The following is a 20,524-nucleotide window of genomic DNA, read 5'->3' as shown; positions in this document are numbered from 1 at the left end:
AAGGAATCCTGAACAAGCTCACCTTTAAAGGTGAGCGCACAAACAAAAGCCCCGCAGGCTCAACACCTGCGGGGCTTTTTGACAACTACGGTGCGGCGTCAAACGCTTACTTGCCGCCCACGCTTTGCAGCGTCGTCCACTTGCCGTCGACAACCTTGTACAGCGTGATGCCGCCGTTCTTCAGGTCGCCGCGCGTGTCGTACGCGAGGTCCGCCGTCGTGACCGCCGGCATGCTGGTCTTCGCGAGGAACGGCAGGTACTTCGCCGGATCCGTCGAGTTGGCCTTCTTCATCGCGTCGAACATCGCCATCGCGCCGTCGTAGGCGTACGGCGAGTACGTCTGCACGTCTTCGCCGAAGCGCTTCTTGTACTTCGTGACGTAGTCCTTGCCACCCGGCATCTGGTCGAGCGGCAGGCCGGCGAGCGACGCCACCGTGCCGTTCGCCGCGTCACCCGCGATCTGCAGGAAGGTCGGCGTGTGAACCATTTCGCCGCCCATCAGCGGGGCCTTGATGCCCAGCGACTTCATCTGCTTGACCATCGGTGCCGCTTGCGAATCCGCGCCGCCGAAGTAGACCAGGTCGGGGGCCATCGCCTTCGCCTTCGTCAGGACCGACTTGAAGTCGACGGCCTTGTCGTTGGTGTATTCACGGTCGATGATGGTGCCGCCCGCCGCCTTCGCAGCCTTCGAGAATTCGTCGGCGAGACCCTGGCCGTAAGCCGTGCGGTCGTCGATCACGACGATCTTCTTCATGCCGAGGTTCTTCACTGCGAACGTGCCTGCGACCGAACCCTGCTGCGTGTCCGAGGTCATCATGCGGAACGTCGTCTTGAAGCCTTGCTGCGTGTACTCGGGCGCCGTCGCCATGGCGATCTGCGGGATGCCTGCGTTCGCGTAGATGCGCGAAGCCGGGATCGTCGTGCCCGAGTTGAAGTGACCGAGCATGCCCTTGATGCCGTCGTCGACGAGCTTCTGCGCGACCGTCGTGCCCGTGCGCGGGTCGGCCTGATCGTCGGCCGAGTCGAGCACGAAGTGAACCGGCTTGCCGCCGATCACGGGCTTCGTCGCGTTGATGTCTTCGACTGCGAGCGTGATGCCGTTCTGGAAGTCCTTGCCATAGTGCGCCTGCGCGCCCGTCATCGGACCGGCGAAACCGATCTTCACGTCTTCGGCTTGTTGTGCGTGCGCAGTCCCCGCCAGCGACAGGGCGGCAACAAGCGTTGCGCCTGCCAGCTGCTTCATCGTGTGTTGCATTGCTTCTCCTTGGTACCAGGTATCAAACGAGCGGCTTCGGATTTCAATGGGCCTTGCCGCTTCCTTGTCTTGAGACGACCGACAGTATGGCTTGTGCTTAACCGATCGTCATCAAATTCGCATTACCGCCTGCTGCTGCCGTATTTACGCTGACCGAACGTTCCGCGAGCAGTCGTTCGAGCGCGTAATCTTCGTCGCCGTTGGCGAGCGCGTGGGCTGCCACGCCCTGCACCGAGACGATCGGGCCAGGACGCTTGGCCACTTCCTTCACGAGTGCGAGCAGCTCGTCGCTGTCGCCTTCGAAGAGGACCGCATCGAAGTCGGCGTCGGCCGTCTTCTTGATCGCTACGTGCGCCTTCAGTGCCGCCGGCAACGCGCTCACCAGCGCTTCGCCCGCCGCGCCCTGGAACAGCGCGCGGTTGCCCGTTGCGAGCGCAACGGCGAGTTGCGCGCGGGCGCCCGTGGCCGTCGAGGGCACGCACAGCACCGTGCCGCGCGCCGAAAGCGTGTAGGTGTTGCGCTCGCCCGTCGGGCCCGGCAGAACCGCCGTGGCGCCCGCGAGCACGTATTCGAGGTAGCCGTCGCAGCGTGCCGCGAGCGCGGGCTCGCGCTCGGCGATGAGCCAGTCGCGCAGCGTCGTGAGCGCGGCCTGGGCCGATTGCGGCGCGCCGTTGTTGGCCTCGGCACCTTGCGGCGCATCGACGACGAGCACATCGGCGAGCGACTTCGGCAAACCGGCCGGACGCTTCGCGAGCAGACGCGAGAGATACAGCGCGCCGCCTGCCTTCGGACCCGTGCCCGAGAGGCCTTCACCGCCGAACGGCTGCACGCCCACCACCGCGCCGATCACGTTGCGGTTCACGTAGATGTTGCCCACATGCGCACGGCCGATCACGTGCGCGATCGTTTCGTCGATACGCGTGTGAATGCCGAGCGTGAGGCCGTAGCCCGTTGCGCGGATCTGCTCGAGCAGCTTGTCGAGCTGGCTGCGGCGATAGCGCACCACGTGCAGCACCGGGCCGAACACTTCGCGCTTGAGTTCGTCGAGGCTGTCGAGCTCGATGAGCGTGGGCGGCACGAAGGTGCCTTGCGCGCAGGTGTCGGGCGTCGGCATCTGCTGGACCTTGCGGCCCTTTTCGCGCATGCCGGCGACGTGCGTATCGATACCGCGCTTCGCGTCGATGTCGATCACGGGGCCGACGTCGGTCGAGAGGCGATCGGGATTGCCCACCGCGAGTTCCTTCATCGCGCCCGTGAGCATTTCGAGCGTGCGATCCGCCACGTCGTCCTGCAGGCACAGCACGCGCAGCGCGGAACAACGCTGGCCGGCCGAGTCGAATGCGCTTTGCAGCACGTCGGCCACGACCTGCTCCGCGAGCGCCGACGAATCGACGATCATCGCGTTCTGGCCGCCGGTTTCGGCGATCAGCGGAATCGGGCGGCCTTCGGAGTCGAGGCGCTCGGACAGCGTCTTGTTGATGAGGCGCGCGACTTCGGTCGAGCCCGTGAACATCACGGCACGCGTGCGGTGATCGGCGACGAGCGCCGCGCCCACGGTTTCGCCGTTGCCCGGCAGCAGTTGCACCGCGCCCGCCGGCACGCCGGCTTCGCGCAGGATGCGCACGGCTTGCGCGGCGATCAGCGGCGTTTGTTCAGCGGGCTTCGCGAGCACCGTGTTGCCGGCTGCGAGCGCGGCGGCCACCTGGCCCATGAAGATCGCGAGCGGGAAGTTCCACGGGCTGATACACACCACGGGGCCGAGCGGACGGTGCGTGTCATTCGAGAACTCTTCGCGGATCTGCGTCGAGTAGTAGCGCAGGAAGTCGATCGCTTCGCGGATTTCGGCCACGGCGTTCGGCAGCGACTTGCCCGCTTCGCGCACGATCAGGCCCATCAGCGTATGCATTTGCGCTTCGAGCAGATCGGCGGCGCGTGCGAGGCAATCGGCGCGCGCTTCGACAGGCGTGGCCTGCCAGATCGGCGCGGCGGCCACGGCGTGCGAGAGCGCGGCGCTCACGTGCTCGCTCGTCGCTTCCACCACGGTCCCGACGAGATCGCGATGATCGGCGGGGTTGCGCACGTCGCGTGCGGCGCCATCGGCGATATCGCTGTCGGCGAGCATCGGCGCGGCGCGCCACGGATGATGCGCGCTCGCCAGCAGCGCCGACGACAGCGACGCGAGACGATGCTCGTTCGACAGATCGAGGCCCATCGAATTGAAACGCTCGTTGCCATACAGCTCTCGCGGCAGCGGAATCTTCGCGTGCGGCGCGCCGAGCGGCACGACCTTGGCGGCGTCGTCGATCGGGTTCGTGACCAGCTCCGCGACCGGCACGGAGGCATCGGCGATGCGGTTCACGAACGAGGTGTTCGCGCCGTTTTCGAGCAGACGGCGCACGAGATACGCGAGCAGCGTTTCATGCGTGCCGACCGGCGCGTAGACGCGGCACGGACGGTTGAGCTTGCCCTGCGAGAGCGGGCCCGTGACTTCTTCGTACAGCGGCTCGCCCATGCCGTGCAGGCACTGGAATTCGTACTGGCCGGGATAGTAGTTCTGGCCCGCGAGGTGATAGATCGCCGAGAGCGTGTACGCGTTATGCGTGGCGAACTGCGGATACACGGCATCCGGCGCGCCGAGCAGCTTCTTCGCGCAGGCGAGGTACGAGACGTCCGTGTAGATCTTGCGCGTGTACACCGGGTAGCCTTCGAGGCCGTCCACCTGGGCGCGCTTGATTTCCGTATCCCAGTACGCGCCCTTCACGAGGCGCACCATGATGCGGTGACGGCTGCGGCGCGCGAGATCGACGATGTAGTCGATCACGAACGGGCAGCGCTTCTGGTACGCCTGCACCACGAAGCCGATGCCGTTCCAGCCCGCGAGTTCCGGGTCGAAGCACAGCGCTTCGAGCAGGTCGAGCGAGAGTTCGAGGCGGTCGGCTTCTTCGGCGTCGATATTGAGGCCGATGTCATAGCGGCGAGCGAGCACGGCGAGTGCGCGCACGCGCGGCAGCAGCTCGCCCATCGTGCGTTCCTGCTGCGCGCGCGAATAGCGCGGGTGCAGCGCGGAGAGCTTGATCGAGATGCCCGGGCCTTCGTAGATGCCGCGGCCGCCCGCGGCCTTGCCGATGGCGTGAATCGCCTGCTCGTACGAGGCGTAGTAGCGCTGGGCATCGGCTTCCGTCGTCGCGGCTTCGCCGAGCATGTCGTACGAGTAGCGGAAACCGCGCGCTTCGAACTTGCGGCTGTTGGCCAGCGCTTCGGAGATGTTCTCGCCCGTGACGAACTGCTCGCCCATCAGGCGCATGGCCATGTCCACGCCCTTGCGGATCAGCGGCTCGCCGCCCTTGCCGATCATGCGCGTGAGCGCCGACGACAGACCGGTTTCGCTGTTCGTCGTGACGAGCTTGCCGGTGATCATGAGGCCCCAGGTGGCGGCGTTCACGAACAGCGACGGCGCGTGGCCGACGTGCGATTTCCAGTCGCCCTTGCTGATCTTGTCGCGGATGAGCGCGTCGCGCGTGGCGCGGTCGGGAATGCGCAGCAGCGCTTCGGCGAGGCACATCAGCGCCACGCCTTCCTGGCTGGACAGCGAAAACTCGTGGATCAGGCCTTCCACGCCGCCGCCGGTGCCCTTCGCGCGCAGCGTTTCGACGAGCTTCGTGGCGAGCTTCGTCACCTCGCCCGTGAGGTTGGCCGGCAGGCGCGCTTCGCCGATCAGGAACGGCACGCACTCCGGCTCCGGACGGCGGTACGCGGCCGTGATGGCCGCGCGCAGCACCGACTGCGGTTGCACGTTCTGCGCGAATTCGAGGAACGGGTGCGACGCGGCTTCGTCGTCGTCAGCGGTAGCACCTTCCGCGAGATCGGTCGCACCGACATGACCGTTAAGTTCGGGAGGCAGCTGGCCGTGCTCGATTTTCTCGAGATAGGCAAAGATGGCTTGCTTGATGAGCCAGTGCGGCGTGCGCTCGAGCCGCGTGGCGGCGTCCTTGAGACGGGAGCGGAGGAGATCGTCGACTTTGACGCCAAGTGTGGTGCTAGCCATGTTTCCTTCGTATGCCGGCAGACCCGCACCGGCGGTGACCAAAAAGTTGGCGAATCGTAACCCTACCAATAAAAAGGTGCAACCACTCTCTCAAAATGGTTGCACCACGGTTGAGGCCTTGTGCAGCCTGGGTTTGCGGCCGATGGCCGTCCACCGGGCCGCGCGGGTTGCGCTCGGTATTTTCCCTGGCCCAGCAACACGCTGGACAACCCTAATCGATTCCGCGGCCGTGCCGTTATACAAACAGAGCGGGGGTTGTTGATCACAAGAAAGAGCGTAGGGACCGAAAAATGGAAAAGCTGCTGGTAATCGCAGGGATCTGGACGATGTGCGCCATGTGTGCCGTGCTGTTCATGCGCGGCGCGACGGCGCCGGATGAACGCCGCATGAGCTTGAAGCGCGCGGCGCGCAGGGAAGTGGCCGATACGGTCGGCCAGTAAGGAAGTAACGGGAAGTTGGTGCCGGTGGCCCCGCTGTTGCGGCAACGGGGCCATGCCGGCTGCTGTCCGCGGCTAGATGTCGAGCGGATCGACTTCGAGATTCCAGCGCAGCACGCCGCGCAAGGCGCGCAGCGCGGGTTGCCATGCGCGCAGCGTGGCCTGCAGCGCGGCACGCGACTGGCTTTCCACTAGCAGTTGCGCGCGATGCACGTTCATCACCTTCACGATGGTGAGCGGCACGGCGTCGTAAGCCATGACACGCTCGGCGCCTGGAATCGCCGTGAGCGCCTCTGCGGCCTGGGCGAGAAACGCCAGCGCCGCCTCGAGCGTGCGCCCTTCGGCGCGCAATATTGCCTGATAGACGAACGGCGGCAGGTGCGCGTCGCGCCGCTCCGCGACCTGCGTATTCGCAAACCCCACATAGTCCTGGCGCGCCAGCGCGTGATAGAGCGCATGGCGCGGATAGCGCGTCTGCACGAGCACCTCGCCGGCCAGCCCGGCGCGCCCCGCCCGCCCGCTCACCTGCATCAGCTGCGCGAACAGGCGCTCGCTCGCCCGGAAATCGTGTGAAAAGAGCGCATTGTCGGCGTTCAGCACGCCAACGAGCGACACGCGCTGGAAGTCGTGCCCCTTCGCGATCATCTGCGTGCCCACGAGGATGTCGACCTCGCCCGCGTGCACGTCGGAGAAAAGCGCCTGCGCGCTGCCCTTGCGGCGCGTGCTGTCGGCGTCGATGCGCAGCACCCGCGCGCCCGGCACCGCGCTCGCGAGCGCCTCCTCGATGCGCTGCGTGCCGCGCCCCATCGGCGCGATGTCGACGTTGCCGCACTCGGGGCACGAATGCGGAATGCGCGATTCCCAGCCGCAGTGATGGCAGCGCAGCGCGCGCTCGGGCTTGTGCAGCACGACGTACGCGCTGCAGCGCGGACAGCCCGCCACCCAGCCGCAGGCGTCGCACGCGAGCGTGGGCGCGTAACCGCGACGGTTGAGAAACACGAGGCTCTGCTCGCCGCGCTCGAGGCGCGTCTTCATCGCCGCGACCAAAGGCCCGGAGAGCCCTTCGAACGACGCGCGGCCCCGCCGGCGCTCCTCTTCTAGATCGATCAGCTTGACCGTGGGCAGCACCGCATCGGCAATCGCTCGGCGCGAGAGCGTGAGGCGTGTGTAGCGGCCCTGCTCGGCCTGCCACCAGCTTTCGAGCGACGGCGTGGCCGAGCCCAGCACGACCGGCACACCCAGCTGCTTCGCGCGCCATACCGCGAGGTCGCGCGCCGAGTAGCGCAGCCCTTCCTGCTGCTTGTAGGCGGGGTCGTGCTCCTCGTCGACCACGAGCATCGCGAGACGCGGCAGCGAGGCCAGCACCGCGAGCCGTGTGCCGAGCACGATGCGCGCGCGGCCCGTGTGCGCCGCGAGCCAGTTGCGGGCGCGCTCGCCTTCCGCGAGGCCGCTGTGAAGCGTGACGATGGCCTCATCGGGAAGCGTGGCCGCGAAGCGCGTCCGAAAAGCCGCCTCGAACTGCGGCGTGAGATTGATTTCAGGAACCAGCACGAGCGCCTGGGCGCCCGGGTCGCGCTCGAGCAGCGCCGCGAGCGCACGCAGATAGACCTCGGTCTTGCCGCTGCCCGTCACGCCGTGCAACAGGAAGGGCGCGAAGCCGCTCGCCGCACCGATGGCTTCCACGGCGTCGGCCTGCTCGTCGCTCAGGCGCGGGACTTCCGCCACGGCCGCCGTCGCCGCGGCGCTGTGGGCCACGCTTGCGGCCGCGCCGAATTCGATGGATTCATGCTCGACCCAGCCGGCTTCGCACCAGGCTTCGAGCGTCCCAATCGCCTTGGGATGCAGCGCGCGGGCCGCGGCGGCGTCGAGTTCGCCGGCGTCGGCCAGCGCCTGCGCGAGACGGCGCAGCGCCTGGGCGCGCGCCGGCAAGGCGTCGGGCAGCGCGGCGCGCCCTTGCGGCGACAGACGGTAGCGCTCCTCGGGGGCGAGCAGGCGCGTCCAGCGCGACGGATCGCGCAACGCCTGCGGCAGCGCCGGCAAGGCGACTTCGCCCAAGCCCCGCTGGTAGTAGTCGGCGGCAAAGCCAGCCAGCGCGAGCCATTGCGCCGAAAGCGGCGGACAGGACGCGCACACCGCGCTCACGTCACGGAGCTTGTTCGCGGGCACGTCGCTGTGAGCGTTCACTTCGCAGATCAGGCCGACCACGTCGCGACGCCCGAACGGCACGCGCACGAGCATGCCGGGCTCCGGCGCTCTGTCGAGGCCATAGCGATAGTCGTAGAGCGCATCCAGTGGATGATCCAGCGCCACGCGCACGTACTGCCCTGTCATGCCTGACTCCCAGGGAAGTTCCGTACGCGAGCGCACAGACACGCAAACCTAAAGTAATACTTTAGATTTCGCGCTAAGTTTTGGATTCCGCAGAACAATCGCGCCCCCGAATCTGCGCCTGTGGATAACTTTGTTGAGAACTTGCCGGGCGCCGCCGCGGCGCTCCCGCGTGTCGTCGTTATGTGGGATACCGCACACAGCGCCGTGGAGCGCCGAAAGCCTTGTCTGTCAAGGGTCTGATTGATTCTCCCCAGACCTGAACGGGCGCCTGCGACAACCTTTCCCTCTTGCGCGCCGCAACGAGCCAAGTGTGTATAAGTCAAGTCTTGACAGGACCGCGATGGCGTCTGGATGGCCTCTTGGGCCCGGTCATACCCTGACGCCCGGAGCCCAGCTTGCTGCGACGCACCAAAAACGTCACGCACCGTTCGCGCGAATCGCGCGGCTGTGACGATGCACTTCGTCCACGAGTTCGGCCACGCTTTCGGGCGGCGTGAACTGCGAAATGCCGTGGCCGAGGTTGAACACGTGGCCCGGGTGCGCGCCAAAGCTGTCCAGTACCGCGCGCGCCTGCTCGCGAATCGCGGCCGGCGAAGCGAACAGCACCGTGGGATCGAGATTGCCCTGCAGCGCCACCCGGTCACCCACGCGCTCGCGCGCGCGGCCGAGGTTGACGGTCCAGTCGAGGCCGACGGCGTCCACGCCCGTATTGGCGATTTCGTCGAGCCAGAGGCCGCCGCCCTTCGTGAACGTGATCACGGGCACACGCTCGCCGTCGTGCTCGCGCTTGAGCTGCGCCACCACCTGTGCGATGTACGCGAGCGAGAAGCGCTGGTATGCGCCGTCCGCGAGCGCGCCGCCCCAGGTGTCGAAGATCATCACGGCCTGCGCACCGGCTTCGATCTGCGCGTTCAGATAGGCCGCCACCGCCTGCGCGTTGACTTCGAGAATGCGCTGCATGAGGTCGGGGCGCGCGTACAGCATCGACTTCACGGTGCGGAAGTCGTCCGAGCCGCCACCTTCGACCATGTAGCAGGCGAGCGTCCACGGGCTGCCCGAAAAGCCGATCAGCGGCACGCGCTGGCGCCCCTCTGCATTGGTGAGCGCGCGGCGAATTTCGCGCACGGCGTCGGTCACGTAGCCGAGCGTCGCGCCGATATCGGGCACGGCGAGTCGCGCCACGTCTTCTTCGGTACGCACGGGGTGCGCGAACTTCGGCCCTTCACCTGCCTGGAACGAAAGGCCGAGGCCCATCGCGTCCGGAATCGTGAGGATGTCGGAGAACAGGATCGCGGCGTCGAGCGGATAGCGCTCGAGCGGTTGCAGCGTGACCTCGGTCGCGTAATCGGGATTCTTCGCGAGGCCGAGGAAGCTGCCCGCGCGGCTGCGCGTGGCGTTGTACTCAGGCAGATAGCGGCCTGCCTGGCGCATCAGCCAGATCGGCGTGTACTCGGTCGGCTGGCGCAGCAGCGCGCGCAGGAAGGTGTCGTTCAGGAGAGTGTGGGCCACGTGCTGGATGCGCGAAGTCGCGCCAAGGTTCGGAAGCAAGCGGCCATTTTACCGGAGCGGCCGCCGCGTCATGCCGCCGATGGGCGGGATCAGAAAGCGCAATGCCACTGAAGTATAGGCCTGCCTACCCAGGTAAGTCCGCGCTTAACGGCCGCGTACGCGAGGACTATCATCAGACGGCTTTCCAAAACATTACATCAATCAAAACCAGATCTGGAGACACGATGAAAAAAGCCGCCCTCGGCCTGACGATCGTTAGCGCCGCTTTGCTGAGCGCGTGCGCCACGAACCAGTCCGCCGGTACCCCCGCCAACGGTGCGCAGACCGCCACCGCCCCTTCGCGCCTCGACGAAATCATCGCGCGCGGCACGCTGCGCGCCTGCACGACCGGCGACTACAAGCCTTACTCGTTCTACAGGCAGGACGGCACGTTCGAAGGCATCGACATCGACATGACCCAGTCGCTGGCGAAATCGCTGGGCGTGAAGGCCGAGTTCGTGAAGACATCGTGGTCGAACCTGATGAACGACTTCCTCGCGAAGTGCGACGTTGCGGTGGGCGGCGTCTCCACGACGCTCGAACGACAGAAGCGCGCGTTCTTTACCGAGGCCTATCAGGTCGACGGCAAGACGCCGATCGTGCGCTGTGAAGACGTCAAGAAGTACCAGACCGTTGCGCAGATCAACCAGCCTTCGGTGCGCGTGATCATGAATCCGGGCGGCACCAACGAGCGCTTCGCGAAACAGTTCCTGCCGAATGCGAATCTCATCATGTATCCGGACAACGTGACGATCTTCAAACAGATCCTCGCTGGCAAGGCCGACGTGATGGTGACTGACGCCTCCGAGACCATGCTGCAGCAGAAGCTCAACCCGGGGCTGTGCTCGGTGCATCCCGACAAGCCGTTTCAATACGGCGAGAAAGCGTGGATGGTGCCGCGCGGCGACGTGGTGTTCCAGCAGTATGTCGATCAGTGGCTGCACCTTGCGCGCGCGAGCGGCGAATATCAGGCAATCTCCGACAAGTGGCTGAAGTGAGGTGTTGAATCGCGCCGCATTGTTATGGCCCTTCGAATTGCTACGATGAGTTGCAGAAGATGGGGTCACGCGGGGCGCGCAAAGTTTGCATTTCGCGCACGAGCGCAATGCCGACGCATTGCGCATGTGCGCAGCCGGTAATTCTGTACCGTGCGCGTCCTGCGTAAAAGGCCCATGCCGTGGGCCTTCTTTCATGCCATTCGAATCCTCGCGCGCGAATTGCCGCCAAGGCTGTCAAACAGCCTCGAAAAATAGCGGTAAAAATGACTTCCGCAAAACGCTCTGGATGGCAAAAAGAGCCGCAGAGCCTTATCTGACGGGCGTTACAACCTGAAACACTTTGTTACCGCGAACCTATCTTAATTCGCCCACAATGCCTTCAACGGTTTCAACACGGATGTGGCACGGTGCCAGTGTGAGCGGACACAAAACACCAGCCGGTCGGCCCTACGCCGAAGCCCTCTCGAGGGGCATCCTTGTTGGAGCCGTGACCGGCGTCGAAGACGTTTCATGACCCGGCTCCTCCTTTGGTCTCCTCGCGCTAACCCCGTAGCGTGTGGTTTTTAGCGGGCTCCAGGCCCGCTTTTTTTTCGCCTGTACGTTTCGTTATTCAACAGGCATCGCTCTGCACCCACTCCCTCCAGCGTCAGATAATCGTTCGGTTTCCCGACTATTTTTGTGCGTTCTGCAATGCCGCAGCGGCGTCGTGCATCGTCCGCCGCGGCATTGCATCGAACCTCGTATCAAGCCGTCTTCTGCTCGCTGATCTTGAGTTCATCGATCATGCGCGCGCGCATCACGAACTTCTGCACCTTGCCTGTCACGGTCATCGGCAGTTCGTCGACGAAGCGGATGTACTTCGGGATCTTGTAGTGCGCAATCTGCCCCTGGCAGAACGCCTGGATCTCCTCGGCGGTTGCCGATTCGCCCGGACGCAGCACGATCCACGCGCACACCTCCTCGCCGTACTTCGCGTCGGGCACGCCGAACACCTGCGCGGACTGCACCTTCGGGTGGCGGAACAGAAACTCTTCGATCTCTCGCGGATAGATGTTCTCGCCGCCGCGGATGAGCATGTCCTTGAGACGGCCGACGATGTTGCAGTAGCCTTCGGCGTCGATCGTCGCGAGATCGCCCGTATGCATCCAGCCATCGACGATCGACTCGGCCGTCTTCTCCGCGTCGCCCCAGTAGCCCTGCATCACCGAATAGCCCTTCGTGCACAGCTCGCCCGTTTCGCCCACCGGCACGGTGTTGCCGAGCGCGTCGACGATCTTCACTTCGAGATGCGGCTGAATGCGGCCCACCGTGGTCGTGCGCTTGTCGAGCGGGTCAGTGGTCGAACTCTGGAACGACACCGGGCTCGTCTCCGTCATGCCGTAGGCGATCGTGATTTCGGCGAGATGCATCTTCGAGACCACGCGCTTCATCGTCTCGATCGGGCACGGCGAGCCGGCCATGATGCCCGTGCGCAGCTTCGAAAGATCGAAGCGTGCGAACTCCGGATGATCGAGCTCCGCGATGAACATCGTGGGCACGCCGTGCAATGCCGTGCAGCCCTCCTCCGAGACCGCTTCGAGCGTCGCACGCGGATCGAACGCCTCGCCCGGGAACACCATGTTTGCGCCCACCGAGACGCACGCGAGCACCGCGAGCACCATGCCGAAGCAGTGATAGAGCGGCACCGGAATGCAGAGCGAGTCTTCTTCCGTGAGGCGCATCGCCTGGGCGATGAAACGCCCGTTGTTGAGCACGTTGCGGTGCGTGAGCGTGGCGCCCTTCGGATTGCCGGTCGTGCCGCTCGTGAACTGGATGTTGATGGCTTCGTCGGGCGATAGCGTCGCGGTGATGGCGTCGAGCCACGCCGTGCCGTCGCGCGCGATGCGCTCGCGGCCCATCTCCACGAGTTCGCTGAAGCAGAGCATGCCGGGCGTGGCTGTGTCGCACATGCGCACGACCGCGCGCAGTTCGGGCAGGCGCGCGGCCTGCAACTGGCCGGGCGTGGCGCTCGCAAGCTCGGGCGCGAGCGTCTGCAGCATCTCCAGATACTTCGAGGTCTTGAAGCTCTCGGCCGAGACGATCGCCTTGCAAGCGACCTTGTTCAGCGCGTATCCGAGTTCGGCGAGGCGGTAAGCGGGATTGATGTTGACGAGCACCGCGCCGATCCGCGCGGTCGCAAACTGGGTGAGCAGCCATTCGACGCGATTGGGCGACCAGATGCCGACGCGGTCGCCCTTGACGATGCCCAGCTCGGCGAAACCGGCGGCGAGCACGTCGACTTCGGCGGCGAACTCGCGCCAGTTCCAGCGGATGCCCTGCTCGCGGAACACCACGGCAGGCCGCTCGGGAAAGCGGGCCGCGGTCTCCTGCAGGAACGTGCCGAGGGTCGCGTCGCTGAGCGGCACGTCGGTCGTGCCTCGCACGTAGGAAAGGCCGTCTTTCGGCGCGATGAGCGGCTCATGTACACCGGGCGCGGCGCGCGCGCCTGCTGCGTCGATTGCCATGATGGCTGTCTCCTGGGGAGCGTCACTCCCGCGTTTGAAATGAATTTGAAAACTATTGTGCCACCGGCTTTCCCGGGGGCGGCATCAAGTCTTACCCGCAGGTCTGGGCCGACTGCGAACGCATGATTTGGCATTACCTTTCCGTAAACGTCAAGTATGCCAGAGCGTTTTTGTCGACCTCCGTGGCTCACGGCCTTTATGCCGCGTTTTTCATTGCGATGCCATTGGGCCGTGCCCGCTCACCGGCGCCAAAATGCAAAAAGGGCTCCCAGCTTGGGGAGCCCTTTTTGCTTCGAACGCGACGCCACGAGGGCGCGCGTACGAGAACCAATTAGTGCTGGTTCATCTTGCGCAGGCGCTGGATCGCCGCGAGCTGCGCGACCGCGTAGGCCAGCTCGGCCTGGGCGGTGGCGTACTCGAGGTTCGAGCCCGCGTTCTGCAGCGTCTCTTCAGCGCGCTTGCGCGCTTCCGTGGCCTTCGCCTCGTCGAGATCCTTGCCGCGGATCGCGGTGTCGGCGAGGACCGTGACGGCGCCCGGCTGCACTTCGAGAATGCCGCCTGCGACGAACACGAACTCTTCACCGCCGTCTTCCGCCACGATGCGCACTGCACCCGGACGAATACGCGTGATGAGCGGCGTGTGGCCCGGCAGAATGCCCAGCTCGCCCGCCTCGCCCGGAAGCGCGACGAACTTCGCCTGACCGTCGAAGATGCTCTCTTCGGCGCTGACGACGTCTACCTTGATGGTTGCTGCCATATGTGTCGACTCCTTGGGGTCAATGGGTTGCTTCGGCGGACAAATAACGCGTTACCTGCCCGCCCGTTGGCAACTCAACCCTTACTGGATCTTCTTGGCCTTTTCGAAGGCTTCGTCGATCGTGCCGACCATGTAGAACGCCTGCTCCGGCAGGTGATCGCATTCGCCGCCGACGATCATCTTGAAGCCGCGGATCGTTTCCTTCAGCGGCACGTACTTGCCCGGCGAGCCCGTGAAGACTTCCGCGACGTGGAACGGCTGCGACAGGAAACGCTGGATCTTGCGAGCGCGGGCGACGGTCAGCTTGTCTTCCGGCGACAGTTCGTCCATGCCCAGAATCGCGATGATGTCGCGCAGTTCCTTGTAGCGCTGCAGCGTCTGCTGCACGCCGCGCGTGATCGAGTAGTGCTCTTCGCCGATCACGTTCGGGTCGATCTGGCGCGAGGTCGAGTCGAGCGGGTCGACTGCCGGGTAGATACCCAGCGAGGCGATGTCACGCGACAGCACGACGGTTGCGTCCAGGTGGCCGAAGGTCGTAGCCGGCGACGGGTCGGTCAAGTCGTCCGCAGGGACGTACACGGCCTGAACCGACGTAATCGAGCCCTTCTTGGTCGACGTGATGCGCTCTTGCAGCTTGCCCATTTCTTCAGCCAGCGTCGGCTGATAGCCCACTGCCGACGGCATACGGCCGAGCAGTGCCGACACTTCCGTGCCAGCCAGCGTGAAACGGTAGATGTTGTCGACGAAGAACAGCACGTCGAGGCCTTCGTCACGGAAGTGCTCGGCCATCGTCAGACCGGTCAGCGCGACGCGCAGACGGTTGCCCGGCGGCTCGTTCATCTGGCCGTACACCAGCGCGACCTTGTCGAGAACGTTCGAGTCCTTCATTTCGTGGTAGAAGTCGTTGCCCTCACGGGTACGCTCGCCCACGCCCGCGAACACGGAGAAACCACCGTGTTCCTTGGCGATGTTGTTGATGAGCTCCATCATGTTGACGGTCTTGCCCACGCCGGCACCACCAAACAGACCGACCTTGCCGCCCTTTGCGAACGGGCAGATCAGGTCGATAACCTTGATGCCGGTTTCGAGCAGTTCCGCCGACGGCGACAGCTCGTCGAACGCCGGAGCCTTCTGGTGGATCGAGCGCGTCGTTTCGCTCACGATCGGGCCGGCTTCGTCGATCGGACGGCCGAGCACGTCCATGATGCGGCCGAGGGTCGGCTTGCCGACCGGCACGCGGATGGGGTTGCCCGTGTTCTTGACCACGGTGCCGCGGCGCAGGCCGTCAGCCGAACCCAGACAGATGGTGCGGACAACGCCGTCGCCCAGCTGCTGCTGCACTTCCAGGGTCAGTTCCGACCCTTCGAGAATCAGCGCGTCGTAGATCTTCGGCATGCTCTCGCGCGGGAATTCCACGTCGATCACCGCGCCGATGCACTGTACGATCTTGCCTTCTACCAAAGCAGTTGTACTCATCGATTTTCCTTTAGATACCTGAATTCTTCACTCGCTCACCGGCATACACCGGCGCGGTTTCGCAATCGGTTCGCGCTTGTCGCTTGATCAAACGGCTGCTGCGCCGCCGACGATTTCCGAAAGTTCCTTCGTAATCGCGGCCTGGCGGCTCTTGTTGTACGAGAGCTGCAGTTCGTTGATGACCGTCTTCGCGTTGTCCGACGCCGCCTTCATCGCCACCATACGGGCCGACTGCTCCGAAGCCATGTTTTCCGCCACGGCCTGATAGACCAGGGCTTCGACATAGCGCACCAGCAGCTCGTCCACGACGGTTTGCGCGTCCGGCTCGTAGATGTAGTCCCACGCCGACTTCGGCGTCGTGCCGTCGTCGTTCGCTTCGAGACGCTCGGCCGACAGCGGCAGCAGTTGCTCGATCACAGGCTCCTGCTTCATCGTGTTGACGAAGCGCGTGTACGCGAGGTACACGGCGGAAAGCTTGCCTTCCGAGTACTGGTCGAGCTGCACCTTGATCGCGCCGATCAGCTTTTCGAGGTGCGGCGTGTCGCCGAGTTGGACAACGTTCGAGACGACCTTCGCGCGCAGACGGTTCAGGAAACCGAGGCCCTTGCTGCCGATCGCAGTTGCTTCGATCGACGTGCCGGATGCTTCCAGATCCTTGAACTTCTGCAGCGTCGCGCGCAGCACGTTGGTGTTCATCCCGCCGCACAGACCCTTGTCGGTCGTGACGAGAATCACGCCTGCGACCTTCGCACCGGTGTTTTCCACCATGAACGGGTGGCGGTACTCGGGGTTCGCACGGCTCATGTGCGCAGCGATGTCGCGGACCTTGTCGGCATACGGGCGGGCGGCGCGCATGCGCTCCTGGGCACGGCGCATTTTCGACGCCGCGACCATTTCCATCGCCTTGGTGATCTTGCGCGTGTTTTGCACGCTCTTGATCTTGCCGCGAATTTCCTTCATTCCAGCCATTGCTTTGCTCCTTTGTCGACCCGGGTTAGCGCTTTCGCGCTGACTCGGGTCCCAGTCCGTTTATCGTGATTGATTCCCGGACGGATCAATATGCGCCGGACTTCTTGAAGTCCTTGAGAGCCGCGTGGAGCGCGTTCTCGTCGTCCTTCGACAGGTCCTTCTTGTCCTCGATGCGCGCGACGAGGTCAGCGTGCTTCGACTTCAGGTATTCGCGCAGGCCCTTTTCGAACGGCAGGACGTCCTTGACGTCGATGTCGTCGAGGTAGCCGTTGTTCGCCGAGAACAGCGCAACAGCCAGTTCCCACACTTGCAGCGGCTGATACTGCGGCTGCTTGAGCAGTTCCGTCACGCGGCGGCCGCGCTCGAGCTGCTTGCGGGTCGCTTCGTCGAGGTCCGATGCGAACTGGGCGAATGCCGCCAGTTCACGGTACTGCGCGAGGTCGGTACGGATACCGCCCGACAGCTTCTTCACGACCTTCGTTTGAGCCGCACCACCCACACGCGAGACCGAAACGCCGGCGTTGATTGCCGGGCGGATGCCTGCGTTGAAGAGGTCGGTTTCCAGGAAGATCTGGCCGTCGGTAATCGAGATCACGTTCGTCGGAACGAACGCGGTCACGTCGCCGGCTTGCGTTTCGATGATCGGCAGTGCGGTGAGCGAACCCGTCTTGCCCTTCACTTCGCCGTTCGTGAACTTCTCGACGTAGTCGGCCGACACGCGCGCGGCGCGCTCGAGCAGACGCGAGTGGAGATAGAACACGTCGCCGGGGTAAGCTTCACGGCCCGGCGGGCGGCGCAGCAGCAGCGAGATCTGACGGTATGCCCAGGCTTGCTTGGTCAAGTCGTCATAAATGATCAGGGCGTCTTGACCGCGGTCGCGGAAGTATTCGCCCATCGTGCAGCCGGCGTACGGCGCGAGGTACTGCAGCGCGGCCGATTCCGAAGCCGAAGCGGCGACGACGATCGTGTATTCGATCGCGCCCGTTTCTTCGAGCTTGCGCAGCACGTTCTGGATCGACGAAGCCTTCTGACCGATGGCGACGTAGATACAGATGAGGTCCTTGCCCTTCTGGTTGATGATCGTGTCGACGGCCACTGCGGTCTTGCCGCACTGACGGTCGCCGATGATCAGCTCACGCTGGCCACGGCCGATCGGCACCATCGAGTCGATCGACTTCAGACCCGTTTGCACCGGCTGCGACACGCCTTCACGCCAGATCACGCCCGGAGCGATCTTTTCGATCGCGTCGGTCATCTTGGCGTTGACCGGGCCCTTGCCGTCGATCGGGTTGCCGAGCGGGTCGACCACGCGGCCGATCAGTTCGGGGCCAACCGGCACTTCGAGAATGCGGCCCGTCGTCTTGACGATGTCGCCTTCCGAGATGTGCTCGTACTCGCCCAGAATCACCGCGCCGACCGAGTCGCGCTCGAGGTTCAGCGCGAGGCCGAAGGTGTTGCCCGGGAATTCGAGCATTTCGCCCTGCATCACGTCCGACAGGCCGTGGATACGCACGATACCGTCGGTCACGGAGATCACGGTACCCTGATTGCGAACGTCTGCGCTCGCTTCAAGGCCCTGGATCCGGCTCTTGATCAGCTCGCTGATCTCAGAGGGATTGAGTTGCATTATTCGCTCCTGATGTTCAATTCTGTTGCGTGCCAGCCGCCGCGCCCGATATTTGTAATCGGGGCGCTCAGGCGGCCAGAGCCACCTGCATGCTGGCGAGCCGCGCGCGGACCGAGGTATCGAGCACTTCGTCGCCGACCGTGACGCGCACGCCGCCGATCAGCGACTTGTCGACCTCGACCGTCGGCTTCAGCTTGCATTTGAACTTGCGTTCGAGACTGGCCACGAGTTCGTCCAGTTGCGTGCCTTCGAGCGGGAACGCGCTGACGATCACTGCGTCAGCAGCACCTGCCCTGGCGTTCTTGAGCGCTTCGAACTGCGTCTGGATTTCCGGCAGCAGCGCCAGGCGATGATTCTCGATCAGCATCTGCACGAGGTTCTTCACCTCGGCCGATTCCTTGACCGGCGACTTGACCGCCGCGAGCAGCAGCTCGGCGACCTGGGCATGGCTCACCTTCGGGCTCGTCGCGACCGACTGCACCTCGGGCAAGGCCGCAACCTGTGCCAGCTCCGAAACGAGCGTGGACCAGGCGGCGGTGTCACCAGCTTCGGCCACGCCAAACAATGCTTCTGCGTACGGGCGGGCGATGGTTGCAAGTTCGGCCATGATCAGAGCTCGGCTTTCAGTTGATTCAGCAGTTCGGCGTGGGCCGACTGATCGACTTCGCGCTTCAGGATCTGCTCGGCGCCTTGCACAGCGAGAGCTGCGACTTCGGAACGCAGTGCTTCGCGTGCCTTGACGACCTGCTGGTCGGCGTCGGCCTTCGCTTGAGCGATGATGCGTGCCGCTTCGGCGTGTGCCTGGGCCTTGATTTCTTCTGCGACGGCCAGCGCGCGCTTTTCAGCGTCGGCGATACGGCTTTGACCCTCGTTACGGGCCGTGGCGAGCTCTTCGCCGACGCGCTTGTGCGCCGCTTCGAGTTCCGCCTTACCCTTTTCCGCAGCGGCCAGGCCGTCTGCGATCTTCTTCGAGCGCTCGTCGAGGGCGTTGATCAACGGCGGCCACACGAACTTCATCGTGAACCACGCGAGGATCAGGAACACGACCATTTGCGCAAACAGGGTTGCGTTGAGATTCACGGTGTTTCCTTAATCGTTGCTATTCCGGGGAATTGAAACGGCAAGGCGCTCATCGGTTGTGAAACTCGATCAGCGCCTCGTCTCCCGTTCCGCCATGCGCCCACTACCCGTTATAGGTCAGGCGCAACCTTCCAGGGAACTTAGCCCGCGAGCTTCGAGAGCAGCGGGTTAGCGAACGCGAACAGCATTGCAACACCAACGCCAATCAGGAACGCCGCATCGATCAGACCAGCCAGCAGGAACATCTTCGTTTGCAGCGGGTTCATCAGCTCAGGCTGACGTGCGCACGCTTCGATGTACTTGCCACCCATCAGGCCGATACCGATACAGGCGCCGATTGCACCCAGGCCGATGATGATGCCGATACCGATGGCCGTGAAACCCTGGATGTTGGCGATGAAAGCTTGCATGATCACTCCTTATTGAGATTTTCTGGAACTGGGGATTTAAAACTGCAAATCTGGTTTGACGAGCACTTAGTGCTTGTCGTGTGCCTGGCCGATGTACACCAGCGTCAGCATCATGAAAATGAACGCCTGCAGCAGAACGATCAGGATGTGGAAGATCGCCCAGACGCTGCCCGCAATCACGTGGCCGATGAAGCCAAGCACCGTCGTGTCCGCGCCGAAGCTCCACAGACCGCCCAGCAGCGCGATCAGCAGGAACAGCAGCTCGCCTGCATACATGTTGCCGAACAACCGCAGGGCGAGCGAAACCGTCTTGGCGACGAACTCGATGATGTTCAGTGCAAGGTTCGGGATCCACAGCAGCGGATGCGCGCCGAACGGGGCCGAGAGCAGCTCGTGTGCGAAGCCGCCAGGACCCTTGATCTTGAGGTTGTAATAAATCATCAGCACGAACACGCCGAGCGCGATGCCGAACGTGCCGTTGAGGTCGGCAGTCGGGACGATGCGCTGGTGCGGCAGTGCTTCGGACAGGCCGAGCCAGCCGATCACGCGCGTGGGCAGGTCGACGGGAATGAAGTCGAGCGAGTTCATGAGCGCGACCCAGATGAAGACGGTCAGCGCGAGCGGTGCGATAAATGCGCGGTTGCCATGGACGATGGACTTGGACTGGTCCTCGACCATTTCGACCAGCATTTCGATGGCGCACTGGAAGCGGCCCGGTACGCCCGGGGTCGCCTTGCGCGCAGCGAGGCGCAGGATGAGGATCGTCACGACGCCGCACAGAATCGACCAGAACAGCGTGTCGATGTTCCAGACGCTGAAGTCGACGATCGACGTCTGGTGCGAGGTCGCAAAGTTCTGCAAGTGGTGAGCAATGTACTCGGACGGACCCGGTCCGCTCGTTCCTTCGCTAGCTGCCATATCGTTAGAGCCACCCAAATTGTCGAAAATCGTTTTCGGCCGTTCCCGCCGCAATACTGTATTGCGGGAACGCGCCGCCGTGGATCGTGTCTTATCTACTTCGCATCGGCCAGCTAACTTCCACCATCATCGCTTCGACGCCTTGACTTGAGGCGGCGCGATGTGGGTG

15 protein-coding genes are annotated in these 20,524 nt (G+C 64.2%); 2 read left to right on the top strand and 13 right to left on the bottom strand.

The annotated features are described in order from the left end of the window. Positions 1-106: 106 nt before the first annotated feature. Together AB4Y42_RS19515 and putA are read right to left on the bottom strand one after the other, a co-directional pair. Positions 107-1,255, bottom strand: coding sequence for a branched-chain amino acid ABC transporter substrate-binding protein (locus AB4Y42_RS19515; RefSeq protein WP_368695049.1), 1,149 nt, complete (start codon positions 1,253-1,255; stop codon positions 107-109). A gap of 97 nt (positions 1,256-1,352) precedes the next feature. After that, a complete protein-coding gene (gene putA, locus AB4Y42_RS19510; protein ID WP_368695048.1) occupies positions 1,353-5,300 on the bottom strand; it encodes a trifunctional transcriptional regulator/proline dehydrogenase/L-glutamate gamma-semialdehyde dehydrogenase in 3,948 nt (1,315 codons plus the stop codon). A 290-nt stretch (positions 5,301-5,590) separates the two neighbouring features. On the opposite strand from putA, the gene AB4Y42_RS19505 reads away from it, so the two are divergent. After that, complete coding sequence (locus AB4Y42_RS19505; RefSeq protein WP_165979378.1) at positions 5,591-5,740, top strand: hypothetical protein; 150 nt, start codon at positions 5,591-5,593, stop codon at positions 5,738-5,740. A gap of 72 nt (positions 5,741-5,812) precedes the next feature. Here AB4Y42_RS19505 and AB4Y42_RS19500 read toward each other — a convergent pair whose 3' ends face one another. Next, a complete protein-coding gene (locus tag AB4Y42_RS19500; protein ID WP_368695047.1) occupies positions 5,813-8,068 on the bottom strand; it encodes a primosomal protein N' in 2,256 nt (751 codons plus the stop codon). Positions 8,069-8,485: 417 nt separating this feature from the next. Next, positions 8,486-9,577, bottom strand: a complete 1,092-nt coding sequence (hemE, locus tag AB4Y42_RS19495; RefSeq protein WP_368695046.1) for a uroporphyrinogen decarboxylase — start codon at positions 9,575-9,577, stop codon at positions 8,486-8,488. 224 nt (positions 9,578-9,801) lie between these two features. Here hemE and AB4Y42_RS19490 point away from each other — a divergent pair, with 224 nt between their 5' ends. Then, positions 9,802-10,614 carry a transporter substrate-binding domain-containing protein gene (locus AB4Y42_RS19490; RefSeq protein WP_368695045.1) on the top strand — a complete coding sequence of 271 codons (813 nt, stop codon included), beginning with the start codon at positions 9,802-9,804 and terminating at the stop codon, positions 10,612-10,614. Between the two features lie 743 nt (positions 10,615-11,357). Here AB4Y42_RS19490 and AB4Y42_RS19485 read toward each other — a convergent pair. The 9 genes from AB4Y42_RS19485 to atpB form a co-directional block, all read right to left on the bottom strand. Next, positions 11,358-13,118: an AMP-binding protein gene (locus AB4Y42_RS19485; RefSeq protein WP_368695044.1), complete on the bottom strand. Its 1,761-nt coding sequence runs from the start codon at positions 13,116-13,118 to the stop codon at positions 11,358-11,360. 331 nt (positions 13,119-13,449) lie between these two features. Beyond that, positions 13,450-13,875, bottom strand: coding sequence for a F0F1 ATP synthase subunit epsilon (locus AB4Y42_RS19480; protein ID WP_028203314.1), 426 nt, complete (start codon positions 13,873-13,875; stop codon positions 13,450-13,452). Positions 13,876-13,956: 81 nt separating this feature from the next. Next, a complete protein-coding gene (gene atpD / locus AB4Y42_RS19475; protein WP_321922700.1) occupies positions 13,957-15,351 on the bottom strand; it encodes a F0F1 ATP synthase subunit beta in 1,395 nt (464 codons plus the stop codon). An 87-nt stretch (positions 15,352-15,438) separates the two neighbouring features. Continuing rightward, the gene (gene atpG, locus AB4Y42_RS19470) at positions 15,439-16,320 is read right to left on the bottom strand and encodes a F0F1 ATP synthase subunit gamma (protein WP_028203312.1); all 882 of its coding nucleotides are present in this window, start codon (positions 16,318-16,320) and stop codon (positions 15,439-15,441) included. An 85-nt stretch (positions 16,321-16,405) separates the two neighbouring features. Continuing rightward, a complete protein-coding gene (atpA, locus tag AB4Y42_RS19465; protein WP_069264448.1) occupies positions 16,406-17,947 on the bottom strand; it encodes a F0F1 ATP synthase subunit alpha in 1,542 nt (513 codons plus the stop codon). A gap of 67 nt (positions 17,948-18,014) precedes the next feature. Next, entirely contained in the window at positions 18,015-18,554 is a 540-nt protein-coding gene (locus tag AB4Y42_RS19460; protein ID WP_368695043.1) for a F0F1 ATP synthase subunit delta, read from the bottom strand. Positions 18,555-18,556: 2 nt separating this feature from the next. Further along, a complete protein-coding gene (locus tag AB4Y42_RS19455; protein WP_133183351.1) occupies positions 18,557-19,027 on the bottom strand; it encodes a F0F1 ATP synthase subunit B in 471 nt (156 codons plus the stop codon). Between the two features lie 140 nt (positions 19,028-19,167). After that, complete coding sequence (atpE, locus tag AB4Y42_RS19450) at positions 19,168-19,437, bottom strand: F0F1 ATP synthase subunit C (RefSeq protein WP_028203308.1); 270 nt, start codon at positions 19,435-19,437, stop codon at positions 19,168-19,170. Between the two features lie 66 nt (positions 19,438-19,503). Then, positions 19,504-20,355 (bottom strand): F0F1 ATP synthase subunit A, encoded by an 852-nt coding sequence (gene atpB / locus AB4Y42_RS19445; protein ID WP_069264450.1) that lies wholly within the window; start codon positions 20,353-20,355, stop codon positions 19,504-19,506. Positions 20,356-20,524 lie beyond the last annotated feature (169 nt).

It is taken from the genome of Paraburkholderia sp. EG286B (genome assembly GCF_040965655.1).
Classification (GTDB): Bacteria; Pseudomonadota; Gammaproteobacteria; order Burkholderiales; family Burkholderiaceae; genus Paraburkholderia.
Note: the sequence above shows the minus strand (reverse complement) of the source record. Positions and strands in the feature narration are given on the sequence as shown.

What these genes read in the sequence shown, in the direction of transcription:
- atpE (WP_028203308.1), bottom strand. Translation starts at nt 19,437, where the DNA reads ATGCAAGCTTTCATCGCCAACATCCAGGGTTTCACGGCCATCGGTATC.
- AB4Y42_RS19490 (WP_368695045.1), top strand. Translation starts at nt 9,802, where the DNA reads ATGAAAAAAGCCGCCCTCGGCCTGACGATCGTTAGCGCCGCTTTGCTG.
- AB4Y42_RS19485 (WP_368695044.1), bottom strand. Translation starts at nt 13,118, where the DNA reads ATGGCAATCGACGCAGCAGGCGCGCGCGCCGCGCCCGGTGTACATGAG.
- putA (WP_368695048.1), bottom strand. Translation starts at nt 5,300, where the DNA reads ATGGCTAGCACCACACTTGGCGTCAAAGTCGACGATCTCCTCCGCTCC.
- atpG (WP_028203312.1), bottom strand. Translation starts at nt 16,320, where the DNA reads ATGGCTGGAATGAAGGAAATTCGCGGCAAGATCAAGAGCGTGCAAAAC.
- atpB (WP_069264450.1), bottom strand. Translation starts at nt 20,355, where the DNA reads ATGGCAGCTAGCGAAGGAACGAGCGGACCGGGTCCGTCCGAGTACATT.
- AB4Y42_RS19505 (WP_165979378.1), top strand. Translation starts at nt 5,591, where the DNA reads ATGGAAAAGCTGCTGGTAATCGCAGGGATCTGGACGATGTGCGCCATG.
- AB4Y42_RS19480 (WP_028203314.1), bottom strand. Translation starts at nt 13,875, where the DNA reads ATGGCAGCAACCATCAAGGTAGACGTCGTCAGCGCCGAAGAGAGCATC.
- atpA (WP_069264448.1), bottom strand. Translation starts at nt 17,947, where the DNA reads ATGCAACTCAATCCCTCTGAGATCAGCGAGCTGATCAAGAGCCGGATC.
- AB4Y42_RS19500 (WP_368695047.1), bottom strand. Translation starts at nt 8,068, where the DNA reads ATGACAGGGCAGTACGTGCGCGTGGCGCTGGATCATCCACTGGATGCG.
- AB4Y42_RS19460 (WP_368695043.1), bottom strand. Translation starts at nt 18,554, where the DNA reads ATGGCCGAACTTGCAACCATCGCCCGCCCGTACGCAGAAGCATTGTTT.
- AB4Y42_RS19515 (WP_368695049.1), bottom strand. Translation starts at nt 1,255, where the DNA reads ATGCAACACACGATGAAGCAGCTGGCAGGCGCAACGCTTGTTGCCGCC.
- atpD (WP_321922700.1), bottom strand. Translation starts at nt 15,351, where the DNA reads ATGAGTACAACTGCTTTGGTAGAAGGCAAGATCGTACAGTGCATCGGC.